Below are 18,254 nucleotides of genomic sequence, written 5' to 3'. Positions count from 1 at the left end.
CCGAGTGATTCCTTAGGGGCGCGGCCCCAAGCTGCGCCAGCCCTCGGCCCATTGCTTGCGCTGTTCCGGCGTCAGTTCGGCGGCGATCTGGGCGAGACCCTCCTGGGCATGATGCAGCAGTTTGCCGGCCGATTGCTCAAGCTCGGTCAAGGCGGCATCGAGCTTGGCGGGATCGTAGGGCTCCGCCGCCAAGGCATCTGCCACACGCAGGCGTAGGTCGCGCATCTTTTCCTTTTCCTCACGGAACTCAGGGCCGCGCGCTTTCAGCTTGTCACGGATGATCGACTTCAGTTCTGGCGGCACCGTTGCCATCACCATGCCGCCCTTGCCCTCGGGACCGCCCAGCGGCCCGTGCATGCGGCCTGCAACCATGCCCGCCAGGAGAAAGAGGTTGAGGCAGACCGAAACCACCAATCCGGCCAACAGCCACTTTGCCTTTGCGCCCGAAACGGTCATCAGAATTCCCCAACATCATTGGCGGCGTAGAGCACGGACGCCACATCCAGTTCCTGGTCGTCGCTGGGGACCGCATTGCCCCAGCCCATCGCAAATCCCATCAGCAAAGACAGGATCGCAGCACTGGCCGCCATGCGCGCCGGCGACAGCAGCGCCGTCAGCCAAAGACCGTGCCCCGCCGTTGTCCGGTCGATCCGCTGCGCCAGATGTGCCGGTGCCGCTTCGATCCGAAGGGCCTGTCCTAACAGCGCCTCGAACTCATCATCCCGCATGTGTTTCGTCATGTTTCCGTTCCTTCCAGTCTGGCGCGGATATCTTTCTTGGCCCGCACCAGCAGCGATTCATACGCCTTGACCGAAATCTCCATCGTTGCTGCGGCCTCGGCATTGCTCTGCCCCAGCGTGTAGCACAGCACCATCGCCTCACGTTGCCGCTCCGGCAACGCGGCCATGGCGGCCCTTACCCGCGCTTCCTGTTGCGCCGCGATCAACTGCGATTCGGCACCAGGGCCGGGATCGGCCAAGGGCAGGGCCGGGTCGAGCTGCTCTGCCCGCGGCTTGCGACGCGCATCGATGCACAGGTTCATCGTCACGCGATAAAGCCAGGTCGAAAACTTCGCCTCGCCGGCTTGCCAGCTATTGGCCTTGCGCCAAGCCCGCGTGAAGGCTTCCTGCGCCGCATCTTCGGCATCGGCCCGCGAACCGGTCACGCGCAGCGCCAGCGAAAAGACGCGGGTTAGATGCCGCTCCCGCAGCTTCGCAAAGGCCGATCGGTCGCCCTCTGCAACGCCCTGCAGCAGGCGATCGTCTTCATCGCCCGCCTGCGGACCGTCATCATTGGCCGGCCGACCGCTGGCCGGTTGCTGATCGCGTGTTGGTGATACCAAGGCAACTCCCGCCGTGACGACCCTGGTTCCGCTTATCCGGGAACCAGGGCCGTGTTCGGTGGCGATTATGGCCATGCCATCCCGCATCTTGCCAGCCTCTTCAGCCGATTGCCTTCAGGTCTGACCGTCAGATCACGGCTGCGCCTCAGGTTCGCCGTCTCCGTGCTTCATGCGATCATGCTTGGGCATCTCGTCGGCCGAGATCTTGCCATCCTTGTTGTCGTCCAGACGCGCGAACATCTTCTCGCCCATGACGTTCCATTCGGCGACGCTGATCTTGCCGTCCTTATCCGTATCAAGCTTGGCAAGACGATCGGCCGGGTCACCCTTGCCGCCATCACGCGGCTTATGCGCCTGCGCCATTTCTTCGCTGGTGACGAAGCCGTCGCCATTGGCATCGGCCTTCTCGAACTTCAAGCGGCCGTCCTTGGGCCATTCCGCGGCACTGATCTTGCCGTCATTGTCCTTGTCGAGGCGCTTCAGGAACTTGGCCGCCATATCGCCCTTGCCCGCCTCGAACTTGGCGCGCTGGGCTTCGTGGTATGCCTTCATTTCGTCGCTGGTGGCGAAACCGTCGCCATTGGCATCGATCGCCTTGAACCGTTCAGCGCCCTGGGCGTCGAACTCGGCGCGGTCGATGGCACCGTCCTTGTTGGTATCCGCCTTTTGCCACGGGCCGAAATCGGCCAAAGCCGGCGCCACAGCACCCAGCATCAAGCCGAGAACACCACCCAACAGCATGAGACGATTGGAATTTTTCATTACCGCTACTCCGTCATGTCGGACTGCCTTGCAGCCCCTTCATGACGTTACACGGCACCAGGCGGCGGACCCTGCGCGGGCCCGGCCAGGGACGGCCCCAGGGACAGACGGGGCGTTACATTTCCCCGGAAGTCAGGGTTCCATCCCCATCGGCATCCAGGCGGTCGAACAGGTCGTTGCCGCTCTGCATATATTCATCGAGGCTGATCAAGCCGTTGCCATCGATATCGACACCCTGGAACAGAGGCGAGCCACCATGGGCCATCGCCTCGCTCATTTCCTGGGGCGACAATTGCAGATCGCCGTTCGTGTCGGCCTCGTTGAAGAAGCTCATCCGCGCGGAATCGAAATCGATCGCCGACATACCGGACTCGGCACCGATGACACCGGGCATGAAGGGATCTTCCTGCGCCTGCGCAACGCCGACTGACAGAAGGATTCCGGCGACAGCGATCCGGCCCGTCCGCCGCGCGCGCTTAAGCATTCAGGCCCTGCCGGCCCATGTCGAGGAACTTCTGGCGTCGCTGCGCGCGCACATCGCCACCCGACTGGTTGTCGAACTTCGCCAGCGCGGCCTCGATGGCGTCGCCAAGGCGCGATGCCGTCTCGCCGCGCGCACGATGCGCACCACCCAGCGGCTCGGGGACAATTTCGTCGATGACGCCGAGCTGCTTCAGATCTTCCGCCGTCAACTTCAACGCTTCGGCCGCATCCTTCGCCTGTTCGGCGCTGCGCCACAGGATGGACGCGCAGCCTTCCGGCGAAATCACCGAATAAACCGAATGTTCCAGCATGATGATGTGGTTGGCGGCCGCCAAAGCAATGGCGCCGCCCGAACCGCCCTCGCCGATGATGGCGGAAATGAGCGGCACCTTGATCTTGAGGCAGGTTTCGATCGAGCGTGCGATCGCTTCCGCCTGGCCGCGCGCTTCCGCCTCGACGCCCGGATAGGCACCGGGCGTGTCGACCAGCGTCACCACCGGCAGCTCGAACCGCTCGGCGAGTTCCATGAGGCGGATCGCCTTGCGGTAGCCTTCCGGCTTCGCCATGCCGAAATTGTGGCGGACACGGCTCTGCGTATCGTTGCCCTTCTCATGCCCCATGATCACGACCGGGCGGCCGCGGAAGCGACCGAGGCCGCCCTGGATGGCGCGGTCATCGGCAAAGGCACGGTCGCCCGCGAGCGGCACGTAATCGGTCACCAGCGCCGCGACATAGTCGCAAAAATGCGGCCGCTCAGGATGCCGGGCCACCAGCGTCTTCTGCCAGGCGGTGAGTTTCGCATAGGTCTGCTTCAGCAGCTTTTCGGTCTTGCCCTGCAGTTTGGCGACCTCCTCGGCGATGTTGATGTCACCACCAGTGGCCACATGCTTCAGCTCGGCAATCTTGCCGTCGAGCTCCGCAATCGGCTTCTCGAATTCGAGGTAGGTCGCCATTCTCGCAATCTTCTCCTAGCGGCGCGGATGGTTATTTCGCGCCGGAAATCTGTCGTGCCTTCGCCAGTAGCACCTCAGCCTGCCGGATTGAAGCCAAATCGATCAATCGGCCGTCCAGTGACACGGCGCCCTTGCCCTCTTTCTGGGCCTGCGCCATGGCTTCCATGATGCGTTCGGCCTTCTTCACCTCGGCCTCGGCTGGGCTGAAAAGCTCGTTGGCCAGCGCCACCTGGGAGGGGTGAATCGCCCATTTTCCCTCGCATCCCAAGACGTTGGCGCGACCGCCGGCCGCCTTGTAGCCGTCCACATCCCCAAAATCGCCGAACGGGCCATCGACCGGGCGCAACCCGTTGGCACGGGCTGCCACCACCATGCGGGCGATGGCGTAATGCCACATATCGCCCCAGTGGACATCTCGGTTGCCCCCCGAATCCTTGTCGGTGAGGACCGAATAGGCCGGGTTGGCACCACCGATATTGGTCGTCTTCGCCTTGGTCGAGGCGGCATAGTCGGCAACGCCGAAATGCAGGCTCTCATTGCGCTTCGAGGCAGCCGAAATGGCGTGCACGTTCTGCATGCCCAGCGCCGTTTCGATGATCATCTCAAAGCCGATGCGCTTCTTGCGGCCGACCGCCGCTTCGCATTGCGTCACCAGCATGTCGACAGCATAGACGTCTTCGGGCGTGCCGACCTTCGGGATCATGATGAGGTCGAGGCGCTCGCCGCCCTGCTCGATCACGTCGACGACGTCCCGGTACATGTAATGGGTATCGAGGCCGTTGATGCGCACCGACATCTGCTTGGTGCCCCAGTCGATGTCATGCAGCGCCTGGATGATGTTCTTGCGGGCCTGGGCCTTGTCGTCCGGCGCCACCGCGTCCTCGAGATCGAGGAAGATCACGTCGGCTGCCGATTTGGCCGCCTTCTCAAAGAGTTGCGGCTGCGAGCCAGGAACGGCGAGTTCGCTGCGGTTGAGGCGCGCGGGGGCTTGTTCAACGATCTTGAAGCTCATGATTTCACGTCCTGCCCAGATGGTTTGCGAGAGTTATTGGCCCGGGGTCCGGGCTGCTGTCAATCCTCGCCTGTGCGCTGCACAATACCTGTGCCGGAAACGGCATCCTTTGGCCAAATTACTTTTTGACAGCGATATCACGCTTCCTGGATGTAGATTTGGCGAGCGGATGGTGTGCTTCCACCAGCGACTTCAGCCGGTCCTGCTGGACATGGGTATAGATCTGCGTGGTCGAGATGTCGGCATGGCCCAGCATCTTCTGCAGCGACCGCAGATCGGCACCGTGATCGAGGAGATGCGTCGCAAAGGCGTGCCGCAGGACGTGGGGCGATACGCGCGCTGGGTCGATATTGGCTTTGAGCGCGATTTCCTTCAGCAGCTGCCCGAAGCGCTGCCGCGTGAGGTGCCCCTCTTTGCCCCGTGACGGGAACAGGAAGGGTGAGCCCGGCATGCCCTTCATGAACTCGGGGCGCAACGTCAGATAGGCGTTAAGGGCGCCGCGCGCCGGTCCGTTGAGCGGCACCAAGCGCTCCTTGCCCCCCTTGCCTTTGACCGTCAGGAACGGCTGGTCCCGCATCACAACGGAAACCGGCATACGCACCAGTTCGCTGACGCGCAGGCCAGTGGCATAGAGCAGCTCGATCATGGCGAGGAGCCGTGCGCCTTCAGCGCCGTCCAGCGCTGTGCAGACGTTGATGAGCGCGGTCATCTCCGCTTCGGAGAGCAGCTTGGGAAGCGGCCGGCCGAGCTTGGGCGCATCGAGTGCCGCCGTCGGATCGTCACTGCGACGGCCATCCTCGACCAGGAAGCGATAGAACTGCTTGCAGGCCGACAGGCGCCGCGCTTGGGTCCGCGGGCTCAGATCATTGTCCGCGAGAAAGCCGAGATATCGGCGCAGATCGCCGGAACTCGCCTCGGCCAAACCACGCTTTAAGAAGGCACTGAGATCGTCAAGATCGCGTTTATAGGCCGACAGCGTGTTGGCGGCGGCATTGCGTTCGGCCGCCAGCATCTCGAAGAAGGCACCCAGGGCCGGATCGGCGCTCACAGCCCGGCAAGGACGGCGATTTCGCGGGCAATGCGGCGCGAATCCGCCTCCAATCCCAGATCGGTCAGGCTGCGCAATGCGCTGCCCAGGGTCGCGGGGTCAGCCGCAATCGCCTTGTCGCCGCCGATGGCGATCAGCGACAGCGTGATCGTCTCGCCCTTGCGCTTGCCGGCAGCTGCCGCCACCAGTTCCGCCGCCGCCGAGCCCGGCGCAATGATCGGCGACGCCTGGAACCCGCCCACCACATTCGACGCCACCGGCTGGTTGAGGCCGGCCATCAGCGTATAGAGGAGATCGACCCGGGGATTGGCAGTACCGCTAGCCTTGGCCCAGGCACCGACGGGATCGCCACTGCCGGGCAGGCCAGCAATGCGGCCGAGGAGATCGAGCCCCTCCTTCTCACCGGGCCGGCTGAAGGCGCCGGGATTGGCGGCCACGGTGTTGAGCCAGTAACCACCTTTGTCGGCTTGACCGGTGACAAAGAGCAGCCGGGCTGCCTGCGGGGCGAAGAACGACAATTCACGTGACGGCGCGATGCCTTGCGCCATCGGCCCGTAAAGCTGCGCCTGGGCCAGATAGTCGCCGCGCTGCTGGGCCTTTTTCATCGCCGCATCGATGACGCGCGCCTTCTGCGCCGGGGCGCCGCCCCGATAGGCGGCCTGATAGAGCTGCGCCCGCAATTCGACACTGTCCGTCATGCCGATGGCGGTTGCCGGATCGGCGATCCCAGAGGGCATCTGCAAATAAAGATCACTGAGTTCCTGCGCCGGAATGAGCCCGACTCTGAAGGCCTGTTCGGCGGCCGCTACCCGTTCCGGCAAGGGCCGCGTCGCGTCGCGGGCGATCATCACATTGCCGCCGGCCCCGATCGGTAACGCGACCTGGGTCCCGATGGCGGCGGGCGCCTGCATGCCCACGGTCTTCATCAGGGCGACATTGAGCGGGTCGGGTGCCGCGACATTCTTCGGCACGCGCTTGGCCTCGCCATTGGCAAGGGCTGCAAGCGCAATGAAATCCTTGGTCGCCTGATCGCTCTCGTTGCGCTCGCGTAGGAGATCGAGCCCGAGCGACGCCGGATCGTTCTGTTCCCGCATGATCTGGCAGAAGATGACGGCGCGGCGGAAGAACAGGCTCGGCACCTCGTTACGCGCCATGATGCCGTCGACCTGCTGGCAGGCGCCGTTCGAATCATTGGCAAGCAACGCTTTCTCGACCGCTTCCTGCGGATCCATCGGGCCGGTCATCGGCGTCGCTTGCCCCAGGCCCAAGGCGGCGTCGTTGAAGCCCATCTGGTGCAGCTTGTCGGCACGAACGGGGAGCAACGGATCGACCCCGCCGGCAGCACCGGTACTGGGCGCATCGGTCATCAGCAAGCGGCGCTGCAGATCGCTCAAGGACGGAACGCTGACCGGTGCCGGCAATTTCGGCACCAGGCCCATCAGGCGCGAAACCTCGGAGCCCTGCCACAGGTCGGCGCCGAGATCACCCAACTGTGGCGCGGGTGCCGCCCCAGGCGCCGATGTCGCCGCTGGGGCCGGCAAAGGCAGGCCGGGCTCGGCAGGTGGAAGCTGCGCCGGCGCCGGCAAAGGCGTCGCGGCGGGCGGCTGTGGTGCCGGTTGCACGGGTGGCAGAGGTGCTGCCTCGATCCCGCCACCGCCGGGCGGCGGGGTGGTCGGCACGCCAAGCGGGGTCGGGTCGCCCGACAGGGCCCTAACCTCTGGAACAAAGGAAATCTGCGGCAGAATGACCGCCAAAGCGGTCAGCAGGATATATGCCGCGGGTCGCCGCGAAACGACTGCGGGACCCGGCTTATTGCAGGGAGAGCCGGTCATTCGGGATCTGCAGTTCGACCTGCTGGGTCGGCGCCGGCAGCTTATAAGTGCCAAGGAAGATGACACCGCCGACGAGGATCACGACGACAACACCGATGATGCTGATTAGTGGCTTGCTCATGTCTGGAAAATCAATTGCTTAACCATGACCCGTCACATTACGGCCGAACGTTTCGGCGGGTAGCGGTCGGGAATGACCTCACCATGCCATAGCGCCGGATTCGAATGCTAGTTCAAATACTAACCATGATTTGGCTCGAACGGGCATCAACTCGGCGTGACGCCCCCGCCCCTTAGATAACCTTGTCTGCCTGCCCCCGGCCTTGACGGCCCCCTTAAGTGCCTGATACCCACGAGAAATGGTCGAAACAACCCAAGATACCGCCGGTCACGGCGCCAGCTCCCCCGCCGCGCCGACGCGCGCCGGTTCGCGCGATGCGTCGGACCACGCCCTTGACCGCGCCTTTGGCCAAAGTGTCCTTGCCCAGATCGACCGGCCGATTGTGCTGGTGGGCCTGATGGGCGCCGGTAAAAGCTGCATCGGCAAGCGCCTCTCCAGCCATCTCGGCCTGCCCTTCGTCGATGCCGACCGCGAGATCGAAGCGGCGGCCGGTTGCTCGATCCCGGACATCTTCGCCAGTCATGGCGAACAGGCCTTCCGCGACGGCGAGCGCCGGGTGATCCAGCGCCTGCTCGGCAACCCGGTCCATATTCTGGCGACCGGCGGCGGGGCCTTCGTCGACCCCAGCACGCGGGCCCTGGTCAAGGAGCGCGGCCTCTCCATCTGGATCCGCGCCGATCTCGATCTGCTGCTGAAACGCGTCTCGCGCCGCAACGACCGGCCGCTGCTGCAGAATGTCGACCCGCGCGCCAAGCTCGCCGAACTGATCGAGCTGCGTCACCCGTTCTACGAACAGGCCGACATCATCGTCGACAGCGCCGATGGGCCGCCGGAAGTGACGCTCGGCCGCGTCATGGAAGCGCTGCACGATCATTTCGCCAAGGCCAAGGGCAACGCGTCATGACCGCGGCTGTTTCGCGCTCAATCGACCGGTCGCAACCGGAGAAGGTGCGTGTCGAGCTAGGCGAGCGCAGCTACGACATTCTTATCGGACGCGGCCTCATCGCCGCCGCCGGTACTTATATTCCGCCACTCCTGGCCAAGAAACACGTCATCATCATAACCGATGCCAATGTGGCAAAGCTGCATCTCGAGGCATTGGAGCATGCGCTGACTCATGCCGGCGTGAAGGTCGACAGCATCATCATGCCGGCCGGCGAAGCGACCAAGAGCTTTGCTGAAGTCGAACGGCTGACGGGCCTGCTGCTCGACATGAAGATCGAGCGTGGCACGACGCTGATTGCCCTGGGTGGCGGCGTCATCGGTGACCTTACCGGGTTCGTGGCAGCCATCACGCTGCGCGGCATCGATTTCATCCAGGTGCCGACGACCTTGCTGGCCCAGGTCGATTCCTCGGTCGGTGGCAAGACCGGCATCAACACGCCCCATGGCAAGAACCTTGTCGGTGCCTTCTATCAGCCGCGTCTGGTGCTGGCTGATACGGCGACCCTCGACACTCTGCCCCGGCGCGAACTGCTGGCCGGCTATGCCGAAGTCGCCAAATACGGCCTCATCGACGAACCGGACCTCTTCACCTGGCTCGAAGCCAACGGAATGGATGTCGTCGAGGGCGACGAAGCGGCGCGGCGCCACGCCATTGCCGTCTCTTGCCGCGCCAAGGCGCGTATTGTGGGCGCCGACGAACGCGAAAGCGGGGCGCGCGCCCTCCTCAATCTCGGTCATACCTTTGGCCATGCGCTGGAAGCCGAATGCGGATTCTCCGACGAGCTTCTGCATGGCGAGGGTGTGGCGATCGGCATGATGATGGCCTTCGACCTTTCCGTGACACTGGGCCTTTGCCCGGCCGAAGATGCGGCACGTGTCCAGCGCCACCTTGCCAGCGTCGGCCTGCCGACGGCACCGGGTGCCGTCCAGGGGCGTTTCTGGTCGGCCGAACGCCTGGTCGAACATATGGGCCGCGACAAGAAGGTGAAGGATGGGCGCATCGGCTTCGTGCTGGCGCGCGGCATCGGCAAATCCTTTCATCCCGCCTATGTCGATCTTGCGCAAGTCACAGCGGTGCTGGAAACGGCCATCGCCGCCTAGATACCCACGCCCTTCAGGTTTCGCCGACGGGCCGGACATTCTCAGATGATTGGGTGACGAAGATGGATTTGGTCCTGCTGAATCTGGGCGTCCTGGTCCTGCTGATCATGGGGTCAGCCTTCTTCTCCGGATCCGAGACGGCCATCACCGCGGCATCGAAGGCGCGCATGCTCAATCTGGCGGAGCAAGGCTTCAAGCGCGCGATCCTGGTCAAGCAGTTGCATGGCCGGATGGAGCAGGTCATCGGCACGATCCTGCTCGGCAATGCCTGCGTCAACAGCTTCATCGCCATTCTTTCAGCCCATATCTTCGTCGGTTTCTTCGGTACCGCCGGCTCGGTCTATGCCGGCATCGTTGCCACCATCGTCATCTTCGTGATCGGCGAGGTACTGCCCAAGACCTTCACCATCAACCATCCGGATCGCTCAGCCCTGACCTTGGCGCCGCTGGTGCTGTTTCTGGTCCGGGCGACCAGCCCGATCACGAATCTCACACAGATGATCTGCAGCGGCCTGCTGCGTCTCTTCGGCATCAAGGTCGTCAACGAACTGGGCAACGAAGAGCGCATTGAAGAACTGCGCGGCGCCATTGCACTCCATGCCGGGGCCGATGAAGAGATCCGCGAAGCCGGGCAGATGCTGCATTCAATCCTCGACCTCGAGGACGTGCCGGTATCCGACATCATGGTGCATCGCCGCAACATGACCATGATCGACGCCGACCAGCCGATCGAGCAATTGGTGGCCGAGGTACTGCAAAGTCCGCACACCCGGTTGCCGCTCTATCGCGGCGAGGCCGACAACATCATCGGCGTGCTGCATGCCAAGGCGTTGCTGCGCGCGGTGCAGGCCAATCATTGGAAACTCGACGGCCTCGATATCGTCGGCCTGGCGGCAGCACCCTGGTTCATTCCCGACCAGACCAACCTCCTCGCTCAGTTGGAGGCTTTCCGCGAGCGGCGCGAGCATTTCGCGCTGGTGGTCGACGAATACGGCGCCCTCATGGGCATCGTGACACTGGAAGATATTCTGGAGGAGATCGTCGGCGATATTTCCGACGAGCATGATGTGGCGGTGGCTGGCGTGACACCGCAAGCGGATGGCAGCCTGGAAATGGACGGCACGGTGACACTGCGCGACCTCAACCGCGAATATGGCTGGCGTTTGCCGGATGAGGAAGCATCGACCGTCGCCGGCTTGGTGCTCCACGAAGCGCAGCAGATTCCCTTTGCCGGCCAGGTCTTCGCTTTTCACGGTTTCCGCTTCGAGATCCTGGAGCGACAGCGCAATCAGTTGACGCGCATCAAGGTGACACCCCCGGCAGATGCCACCCCTGTCGCCGCGCCGGGAGCAAATGGAAAGCGCAGTGGAGCGCGGGCACATGGCTGAACCGCTGAAATCCCTGCCGCAGCCCTCGGCGCGCGAGCCGCTGCATACCCGCCGCTATGACTTTCGTGGTTTCCGCCGCGCCGACGGGCTGTTCGATATCGAAGGCCGCATGGTCGATACCAAGGACTACGCCTTCCCCAATGACTGGCGCGGCACGGTCGCACCCGGTGAGGCGGTGCATGACATGATCATCCGCCTGACGCTTGATGACCATTTCACGGTCCAGGATATCGCCGTGGTCACCGCGGCCTCGCCCTTCGAGATCTGCGGCCATATCACGCCGGCCTTCCACGCTCTCAAAGGGGCCACGGTGGCAAAGGGTTGGTCGCGCACCTTGCGCAACCAGTTCAGTGGCACCCATGGCTGCACGCACCACGTTGAAATGCTGCGTGCGATGGGAACGGTCGCGTTCCAGACGATCTACGGCTATCGCGAAAAGGCCAAGCGCGATGCCGGCATTACCAAGCGCGACGGCCCGCCGGCGGATACCACAGCCGGCAAGAGGCCGGGCTTCATCGACACCTGTCATGCCTTGGCCAGCGACGGCGACGTCGTGCGAAGCCACTGGCCACAGTTCTATCAGCCGCCGGCTGATGGCGAAAGAGACCGGGCCGACTAAGAAGCCGGCCCGGCAATTAAATCGCGTGGTCAGCTTACTCTGCCGCCGGCGCTTGGCTGCCATTCGTTTTGGCGACCGGCTGCGCACCAACCATGAGGCGGTTTACCAGGTCGGTGCCTTCCGTGAAGCCGGCGTCCTTAAGCAGCTGATCGATCACCGGCGCATTGGCGCGGTAGGCGAGCAGTTGGCTCATCAAATTGTCGATACGGCCACCGCCATTTTCGCCGGCAATCTGCCCGCCCGGCAGACCGCCGCCCATGTCGACGATACGCACGTCGCTGATTTTCTCAAGCGGTCGCACGGCCTCGGCAATTGCCACCGGGATAATACGCAAGCGTTCGCGCATCACCTCAAGTTCGACCATCGCCGCGGATAGGGCGTTGCGCGCTTCGTTGATAGCACGCTGGCCTTCCGCCTCGACGGCATAAGTCTTGGCCTGGGCTTCGGCCCGGATGAGGGCCGCGTCCGAGTCCGCTTTTGCCGACGTGCGCACGGCTTCGGCACGATCATCTGCCGCATTGCGCTCAGCCTGGGCCTGAACCGTGACCTTGGTCGCTTCCTGTTCTGCGGCCTGACGGGCAGCCAGCACGGCAATCTGGCGTTCGCGTTCCGCGATCGCCACCTGCTGCGCCGTCGTCACCGATTCTTCTGCCGCGATGGCCAGTGCGCGCGCCTTTTCGGCTTCGGCGCGGGCGTCGGATTCAGCGCGGCTGCGATCGGCAACGGCAATCGCGCGTTCCTGGTCGGCGAGCTCGATATCCCGCTTCTTGCCGATGGCAAGTGTCTCTGCGGTGCGGTCGGCTTCGATCTTGCGCTGCTGGATGGCGAGCTCGGCCGAAATGCGCGCCTGCTCCTGCGCCTGCTTTGCTTCCGCTTCACGCAACGCCACCGCCTGCTGGGTCGTGATGCGGGCTTCGGCTTCGGCCCGCTGCGCTTCGGCTTCTTTCAGCGCGGCCGCCGCACGGGTTTCGGCCGTCTTATTGACGATGTCCCGCTCCTGCGACAGCTCGGCCTCCTTCTTCTGCCGGTCAATGTCGAGGGTCTTCTGGCGCGCCTCTAGATCCTGCTGCGCAATAGCCACTTCGGCCGCGCGCACGGTAAGGTTCCGCTCTTGGCGCTTGGCTTCGGTGATCTTGGTGAGCGCCGCCAGACCTTCAGCGTCGAAGGCGTTGTTCGGGTTGAAGAACTTGGTGTCCGTCTGGTCGAGCTTGGTCAGCGAGGCACTTTCGAGTTCAAGACCGTTGAGCTCGAGATCGCTTGCCACCGTTTCCTGCACGCGGCGCACAAAGTCGGCGCGCTTTTCCTGAAGGTCGGCCAGCGCCATCGTCGCCGCCACTGAACGAAGGGCGTCGACAAATTTTGCTTCGACCAGTTCACGCAGGGCGTCGGCATCGTTGGTGCGGTCACCCAAAGTCTGTGCCGCGAGCGCAATCGACTGCTGGTCCGGCTTTACGCGGACATAGAATTCGACGCCAATGTCGACGCGCATGCGATCCTTGGTGATCATGGCGTCGGCATTTTCACGCCGCACGTCGAGGCGCAATGTCTGCAGATTGACCCAGCGGATGGACTGGAAGACCGGCAGCACGATGGAGCCACCGTCCAGCACGACCTTCTGCCCGCCAAGCCCCGTGCGGACATAGGATCGGTCCTTTTCGGCGCGTGCATAGAGCCTTGCAATCACCAGGCCGATCGCCAGGATGGCGACCAGGCCGATCAAAGCCGGCAAGGCAACAGCAATCACCAGATCAATCATTTCAGCTCCCTCCTTATGCTGCGCGACAGCTGACCATCAGACTGGGCGACGGCATATCAAACTGTGCAAGTGGACTAGCGTTTTCCGGCGACAAGCTTGGGATCCGCCGGAATGGCGATGTATTCGGTGCCGCGCCGCTCAGTGAGCAAAACGGTCGCGCCGATGGCGATTTCGACATCGGACGCGGCCGAACGCACCCAGGGAAAATGCTTGTTGCCGTGCGCATCGCGCACCGTCACGCGGCCAATATTCTCGGCTGTGACGGGGCCTAAAGCGACGACGCCCGTCAGACCGACCAGATCATCCGCCGTCACGGCATAGCTTTCGTCACGCGGCACGACATAGCCGATAAAACGGCTCACGTTGCGCGTCACCGGCACCGCAGCAACCGCGGCGGGAAAGGCTACGATCCATGCCGGCAGAAAGCCGATGACAAGATGAGCTAAAGCCTGGGCGAGATAGCCAAAGGCAGCAAACGTGCCGAGCCAGCCCATGATCCAGACCAACAGCGGCACGCGGCCGGCATTGAGCCAGTCCCAGGCCGTCCCGAACATGCCGCCTTCGATGCCATGGGCGTCGAGGCCGCCGGCAGCGATACCTCCGTGATCGAGGTCGGGCACATCCGGCGCATCGAAATCGAACATGGCATCGATCTTCGCCGACAGCGACACGCCCATAAACATGCTGATGACCTCGATCGCCAGCAAGCCAAGCAGAATCATGCCGGCGATTGCAAAGGGCCGCGTACCAGCGCCGGAGATGAACTCCAGAACAGATCCGTCGTTCACGTCATCACCTTTCTTCGGGCCGAGAGGCCCAACGTCAATTCTTGCGTGACTTCAACTGAGCAAGACGGTCCTGGATCGCCTGCTGGCGTGCGAGCCGATTGAGTTCGTCGATAGCCTTGGCCTGCTCATATGCGGGGCCGCCGGGGACCCCGCTCACGCGCGAGATGACGGCCTCGGCCCGCTCGACTTTGCGCGCAACACTGATCTTGCCGCCTGCCGACGCGGCTGTCTCATGCGCCGTCGCCTGCTGTGATTTCAGCATTTCCTTCAGGCGCTCCTCGGCCTCGCGGCGGCTGGCATTCACGGCGTCCAGGGACTGATTGAGCTGAGCGATGCGGTCGGCGACATCATCGAGCAAGCGGTCAAGCACCGCCGCCTGCGCTTCGATATCGAGTTGGCGCGCAATACCGCTTTCGGCCAGATCGTCCCGGCCTTGTGCCACAGCGAGCTTTAGCTTCTCGTCGAGTTCGTCGCGTTCGCGCAGCAGTTCTTTGCGCCGGGCATCGACCCGGTGCTGTTCGGCGAGAGCCTTGCCGAGTTCGACACGAACTTCGTCAGCGGCCGAGTCGATCTCGCGGACCGCTTGTTCCATCACTGCCTGCGGGTTGCTCTGCTCAGCGGCCGAGATGGCGGCATGCGTCATGCCAGAGATCACGCGGCCGATCCTGCTGAGAGCGTTTTCCGTTGCCATGGTCTTCTCCTTCAAGGCGGTTTCAACAAAAGCCAACTCGGCGGAAATCAGGAACTCGAAGCGGCCGCCGCGCTCGACCAGTCTTGCCGGCGCACTGCCATGCCAAACCTCGCTGTAGTCGGTCAGCGCAAAGGGCACGCTGATCCTGCCGTCGACTGTCGCTAACGACAGCGACTGGATGTCCCGCACGGAGAACAGCTTTTCGTCGAAGGGCATGCCCTCGACGTTCAAGCCACGCCGCCGCTGCGCCCAATCCTTTAACGTCAACACCACCGCCTGCGCCGGCAGATGTGAGCGCGCGCGGGCGGATTCGTAATACTGGCGATGAAGCGCCACGAGGTCGGCCGATTGATCCGCCGGCACGGCTTCATCAAGCCAAAGAAGCAGTTCGCGATAGGCGTCCAAGGACCGGCGCAGGGCGGCGATGCCGGCTGCATCCGGGTGCAGGGTCAGACGGCACTGGCCGAATTGCTCGTATCGACGTTTCTTGACCATCGATAAAACATAAAGGACTCATTTTATCCTTTTCAAGACTTTTCGAAGGCTGTCTTGAAAAATTCTCGACTCCTGGCTGCATATGCGAATGAAAAGCGGCGTTAACCAAAACGTGACCGCCGCGTTCGACGATACGCCTAAAACAAGTAGGAAATGGCAGCCCCTGCGTCAATCCGCCTCGGCGGATATTTCGGATGCCGGGTTTTGGCTAGGCTTCGCCGGGCGCCTTCACGACCAAGGCCAGCGCGTGAACGCCGGCGTTGAGATCTTCGGCGAGGGCTGCATAGACTAGGCGCTGGCGCTCGACGCGGCTCTTGCCGGCGAAGGCAGCGGCGGTGATCTCCACCTTGAAATGGGTTTCGCCGCTTTCCTTCCAGGCCGCATGGCCATGGTGCTGGTTGGTCTCGTCAATCACGTTGAGATGCGTGGGCGCGAAGGCTTCGGTGAGCTTCGCTGCCATGCCGTCCGCAACCTTGGCCATCATCGCCCCCGTCTCAGGCAGCTGCGCCGCAGCACTTCTTATACTTCTTGCCTGAACCGCAGGTGCAAGGATCATTGCGGCCGACCTGCACGACGCGGCGCGGCGGCGCCTTCGGGTTGAGCTCGCCATCAACATAGACCCAGCGACCGTTCTCGCGCTTGAAGGTCGCCAGTTCGTGATGGACGCCAGCCTGGCCCTGGCGCTTGAAGCGCGCGATGAACTCGACCTCGCCGGTTTCGTCCTTTTCGCCACCAGCGACGACGCGGCGGATTTCGAGTCCGCGCCAGTCGATCTCGTTCATCATGACTTCGCCTTCGGCACGGTCGAAGGGCTCGTCCATGTCACTGGCATGGGTCTTGTCGATATAATCGAGGTTCCGCTCCTTGAAAGCGGAATAGCGCGAGCGCATCAGCGCCTCGGCCGTCGGCGCCGGCGCCCCGTTGATGAGCGGCAGGCAGCAGGCCTCGAGCTGTTTCCCAGAACCGCAATGGCACATCGTCATGAGATCAAATCCGCTTCGTAAAAAATGTGTTGCCGCACTGACTTAGCCTGCGACATCTGTTCCGGCAAGTGCTCTCGCCCTTGCGAGAATGCTTGCCGCACCTCATACTTAATCTCATGTCGAAAGAACAGACCATCCGTCACCGGCGTCGGAGCCATTTCGATCCCGACCCGCCAGCCCGCCCTGTGACCTGCAACCACGCCGGCTGCCACGAAGCCGGTACCTTTCGCGCGCCCAAATCGCGCGACCGGCTCAACGACTACTATTGGTTTTGCCTGGACCACGTCCGGGAATACAATCGTAGCTGGGATTATTATGCCGGCATGGGCGCTGCTGACATCGAAAAATCGGTGCGTTCGTCGATCGTCGGTGATCGTCCGACCTGGAAGCTAGGCCAGCGTTCCGCCAGCGGCCGGCAGTACAAATTCGACGCCAAGACACGCTTCGACCTCTTCCCGGAAGAGGTCCAGGCCGATATCGAGGCGCGGATGGGGCAAGCCAAACGCCAGGCCGAGAAAGAAGCCCGGGCGCGGGCCCGGCGCAAACTGTCGGCCGAGGACCAGGCGCTGGCCGTGCTCGATTTGGTGGCGCCGGTGGATTGGGATGCCATCAAGACCCGCTACAAGACCTTGGCCAAACAGCTGCACCCCGATTCCAATGGCGGCGACAAGGTGGCCGAGGAAAAGCTGAAGGTCGTCAATCAGGCCTACAGCACGCTCAAGCGCGCTGCCATCGCCGACTAGGCCGCACTGACCGGTCCGCAGCACGGCATTGTATCGGCACAGTTTTGCCGAATTCTTGGGCACAGAAGCAGCCCCACGTTGAAACCTTCCGGAAAGCAGGGCTGCTTTGCAGCGAATGACCTAGTCACCATCCTGGAATTGCCCTAGAAAGGGCACCCTTTTTAAGATGTTAACGAGCTGACGAGCCCCATCATGGTCACCCAGAATCTCGCCCAAATCGACAAGTCCTCGAAGCCCGACATCAACATCTCGGTGCGCCAGATGTTCGGCCTCGATTCCGACCTCCAGGTGCCGGCCTTCAGCCAGCGCAGCGAGCTCGTGCCGGATGTCGACGAGACCTATCGTTTCGACCATGACACCACCATGGCCATCCTGGCGGGCTTTGCCTTCAACCGCCGCGTCATGATCCAGGGCTATCACGGCACCGGCAAATCGACCCATATCGAGCAGGTCGCGGCGCGCCTCAACTGGCCCTGCATCCGCGTCAACCTCGACAGCCATATCAGCCGCATCGACCTCATCGGCAAGGACGCGATCGTCCTCAAGGACGGCAAGCAGATCACCGAGTATCGCGAAGGCCTGTTGCCCTGGGCGCTGCAGCACCCGACAGCACTTGTCTTTGACGAATACGACGCCGGCCGCCCGGATGTGATGTTCGTGATCCAGCGCGTGCTCGAAGTCGAAGGCAAGCTGACGCTGCTCGACCAGAACAAGGTCATTCGCCCGCATCCGGCTTTCCGCCTGTTCGCCACGGCAAACACGGTGGGCCTTGGCGACACGACCGGCCTCTATCACGGCACGCAGCAGATCAACCAGGGCCAGATGGACCGCTGGAACATCGTCGCGACGCTGAACTATCTGCCGCATGACGACGAGGTGAGCATCGCGCTCGCCAAGTCGCCGACCTATGACAACGAACAGGGCCGCAAGTCCCTCAATGCCATGGTCGCCTGCGCCGAGCTTACCCGCGCCGGTTTCATCAACGGCGACATCTCGACCGTGATGAGCCCGCGTACCGTCATCACCTGGGCCGAGAATGCGCGCATCTTCGGCGATGTCGGCTTCGCCTTCCGCGTCTCGTTCCTCAACAAGTGTGACGAGTTGGAGCGGCCGGTGGTTGCCGAATACTATCAGCGCTGCTTCGGCCAGGACCTCAAGGACTCCGCCACCCAGGCTCAGATCCGGGCGTAAC

At 63.1% G+C, this 18,254-nt stretch carries 21 protein-coding genes; 6 read left to right on the top strand and 15 right to left on the bottom strand.

The features are described from left to right. Positions 1-12: 12 nt before the first annotated feature. The 10 genes from SMD31_RS12640 to SMD31_RS12595 form a co-directional block, all read right to left on the bottom strand. Positions 13-456: a periplasmic heavy metal sensor gene (locus SMD31_RS12640; RefSeq protein ID WP_320501258.1), complete on the bottom strand. Its 444-nt coding sequence runs from the start codon at positions 454-456 to the stop codon at positions 13-15. Next, entirely contained in the window at positions 456-740 is a 285-nt protein-coding gene (locus SMD31_RS12635; RefSeq protein ID WP_320501257.1) for a hypothetical protein, read from the bottom strand. Before SMD31_RS12635 ends, SMD31_RS12640 begins: the two co-directional genes overlap by 1 nt. Next, positions 737-1,342, bottom strand: coding sequence for an RNA polymerase sigma factor (locus tag SMD31_RS12630; RefSeq protein WP_320501256.1), 606 nt, complete (start codon positions 1,340-1,342; stop codon positions 737-739). The genes SMD31_RS12635 and SMD31_RS12630 overlap by 4 nt, the downstream gene beginning before the upstream one ends. Positions 1,343-1,474: 132 nt before the next feature. Then, complete coding sequence (locus tag SMD31_RS12625) at positions 1,475-2,104, bottom strand: EF-hand domain-containing protein (RefSeq protein WP_320501255.1); 630 nt, start codon at positions 2,102-2,104, stop codon at positions 1,475-1,477. Between the two features lie 115 nt (positions 2,105-2,219). Further along, entirely contained in the window at positions 2,220-2,588 is a 369-nt protein-coding gene (locus tag SMD31_RS12620; RefSeq protein ID WP_320501254.1) for an EF-hand domain-containing protein, read from the bottom strand. Continuing rightward, complete coding sequence (locus SMD31_RS12615) at positions 2,581-3,540, bottom strand: acetyl-CoA carboxylase carboxyltransferase subunit alpha (RefSeq protein ID WP_320501253.1); 960 nt, start codon at positions 3,538-3,540, stop codon at positions 2,581-2,583. The genes SMD31_RS12620 and SMD31_RS12615 overlap by 8 nt, the downstream gene beginning before the upstream one ends. 31 nt (positions 3,541-3,571) lie before the next feature. Beyond that, complete coding sequence (locus SMD31_RS12610; RefSeq protein WP_320501252.1) at positions 3,572-4,552, bottom strand: HpcH/HpaI aldolase/citrate lyase family protein; 981 nt, start codon at positions 4,550-4,552, stop codon at positions 3,572-3,574. Positions 4,553-4,670: 118 nt separating this feature from the next. Then, the gene (gene xerD, locus SMD31_RS12605) at positions 4,671-5,600 is read right to left on the bottom strand and encodes a site-specific tyrosine recombinase XerD (RefSeq protein ID WP_320501251.1); all 930 of its coding nucleotides are present in this window, start codon (positions 5,598-5,600) and stop codon (positions 4,671-4,673) included. Next, the gene (locus tag SMD31_RS12600; protein WP_320501250.1) at positions 5,597-7,432 is read right to left on the bottom strand and encodes a hypothetical protein; all 1,836 of its coding nucleotides are present in this window, start codon (positions 7,430-7,432) and stop codon (positions 5,597-5,599) included. The genes xerD and SMD31_RS12600 overlap by 4 nt, the downstream gene beginning before the upstream one ends. Continuing rightward, positions 7,410-7,553 (bottom strand): hypothetical protein, encoded by a 144-nt coding sequence (locus SMD31_RS12595; RefSeq protein ID WP_320501249.1) that lies wholly within the window; start codon positions 7,551-7,553, stop codon positions 7,410-7,412. The genes SMD31_RS12600 and SMD31_RS12595 overlap by 23 nt, the downstream gene beginning before the upstream one ends. A 238-nt stretch (positions 7,554-7,791) precedes the next feature. Between SMD31_RS12595 and SMD31_RS12590 the strand changes: the two genes are divergently transcribed. The 4 genes from SMD31_RS12590 to SMD31_RS12575 all read left to right on the top strand — a co-directional run bounded on the left by SMD31_RS12590 (position 7,792) and on the right by SMD31_RS12575 (position 11,606). Beyond that, positions 7,792-8,457 carry a shikimate kinase gene (locus tag SMD31_RS12590; RefSeq protein ID WP_320501248.1) on the top strand — a complete coding sequence of 222 codons (666 nt, stop codon included), beginning with the start codon at positions 7,792-7,794 and terminating at the stop codon, positions 8,455-8,457. Then, entirely contained in the window at positions 8,454-9,599 is a 1,146-nt protein-coding gene (aroB, locus tag SMD31_RS12585) for a 3-dehydroquinate synthase (RefSeq protein WP_320501247.1), read from the top strand. The genes SMD31_RS12590 and aroB overlap by 4 nt, the downstream gene beginning before the upstream one ends. Before the next feature lie 62 nt (positions 9,600-9,661). Then, the gene (locus SMD31_RS12580) at positions 9,662-10,987 is read left to right on the top strand and encodes an HlyC/CorC family transporter (protein ID WP_320501246.1); all 1,326 of its coding nucleotides are present in this window, start codon (positions 9,662-9,664) and stop codon (positions 10,985-10,987) included. Then, entirely contained in the window at positions 10,980-11,606 is a 627-nt protein-coding gene (locus SMD31_RS12575) for a DUF2889 domain-containing protein (RefSeq protein WP_320501245.1), read from the top strand. The genes SMD31_RS12580 and SMD31_RS12575 overlap by 8 nt, the downstream gene beginning before the upstream one ends. A gap of 34 nt (positions 11,607-11,640) precedes the next feature. Here SMD31_RS12575 and SMD31_RS12570 read toward each other — a convergent pair whose 3' ends face one another. The 5 genes from SMD31_RS12570 to SMD31_RS12550 all read right to left on the bottom strand — a co-directional run bounded on the left by SMD31_RS12570 (position 11,641) and on the right by SMD31_RS12550 (position 16,319). Then, positions 11,641-13,362, bottom strand: coding sequence for a flotillin family protein (locus SMD31_RS12570; RefSeq protein ID WP_320501244.1), 1,722 nt, complete (start codon positions 13,360-13,362; stop codon positions 11,641-11,643). A gap of 74 nt (positions 13,363-13,436) precedes the next feature. Beyond that, positions 13,437-14,150 carry an OB-fold-containig protein gene (locus tag SMD31_RS12565; protein ID WP_320501243.1) on the bottom strand — a complete coding sequence of 238 codons (714 nt, stop codon included), beginning with the start codon at positions 14,148-14,150 and terminating at the stop codon, positions 13,437-13,439. 34 nt (positions 14,151-14,184) lie between these two features. After that, positions 14,185-15,336: a PspA/IM30 family protein gene (locus SMD31_RS12560; RefSeq protein WP_320501242.1), complete on the bottom strand. Its 1,152-nt coding sequence runs from the start codon at positions 15,334-15,336 to the stop codon at positions 14,185-14,187. A 208-nt stretch (positions 15,337-15,544) separates the two neighbouring features. Beyond that, positions 15,545-15,820 (bottom strand): BolA family protein, encoded by a 276-nt coding sequence (locus SMD31_RS12555; protein ID WP_320501241.1) that lies wholly within the window; start codon positions 15,818-15,820, stop codon positions 15,545-15,547. 10 nt (positions 15,821-15,830) lie between these two features. After that, on the bottom strand, positions 15,831-16,319 hold the full coding sequence (locus SMD31_RS12550) for a YchJ family protein (RefSeq protein ID WP_320501240.1): 489 nt from the start codon (positions 16,317-16,319) through the stop codon (positions 15,831-15,833). 116 nt (positions 16,320-16,435) lie between these two features. On the opposite strand from SMD31_RS12550, the gene SMD31_RS12545 reads away from it, so the two are divergent. Beyond that, a complete protein-coding gene (locus SMD31_RS12545) occupies positions 16,436-17,062 on the top strand; it encodes a DnaJ domain-containing protein (protein WP_320501239.1) in 627 nt (208 codons plus the stop codon). Positions 17,063-17,254: 192 nt separating this feature from the next. Further along, positions 17,255-18,253: a cobaltochelatase subunit CobS gene (gene cobS, locus SMD31_RS12540; protein WP_320501238.1), complete on the top strand. Its 999-nt coding sequence runs from the start codon at positions 17,255-17,257 to the stop codon at positions 18,251-18,253. Position 18,254 lies beyond the last annotated feature (1 nt).

This window comes from Dongia rigui, assembly GCF_034044635.1.
Taxonomy (GTDB): Bacteria; Pseudomonadota; Alphaproteobacteria; order Dongiales; family Dongiaceae; genus Dongia; species Dongia rigui.
The sequence above is the reverse complement of the archived record's forward strand: the minus strand, read 5'-3'. Positions and strand labels throughout refer to the sequence as shown.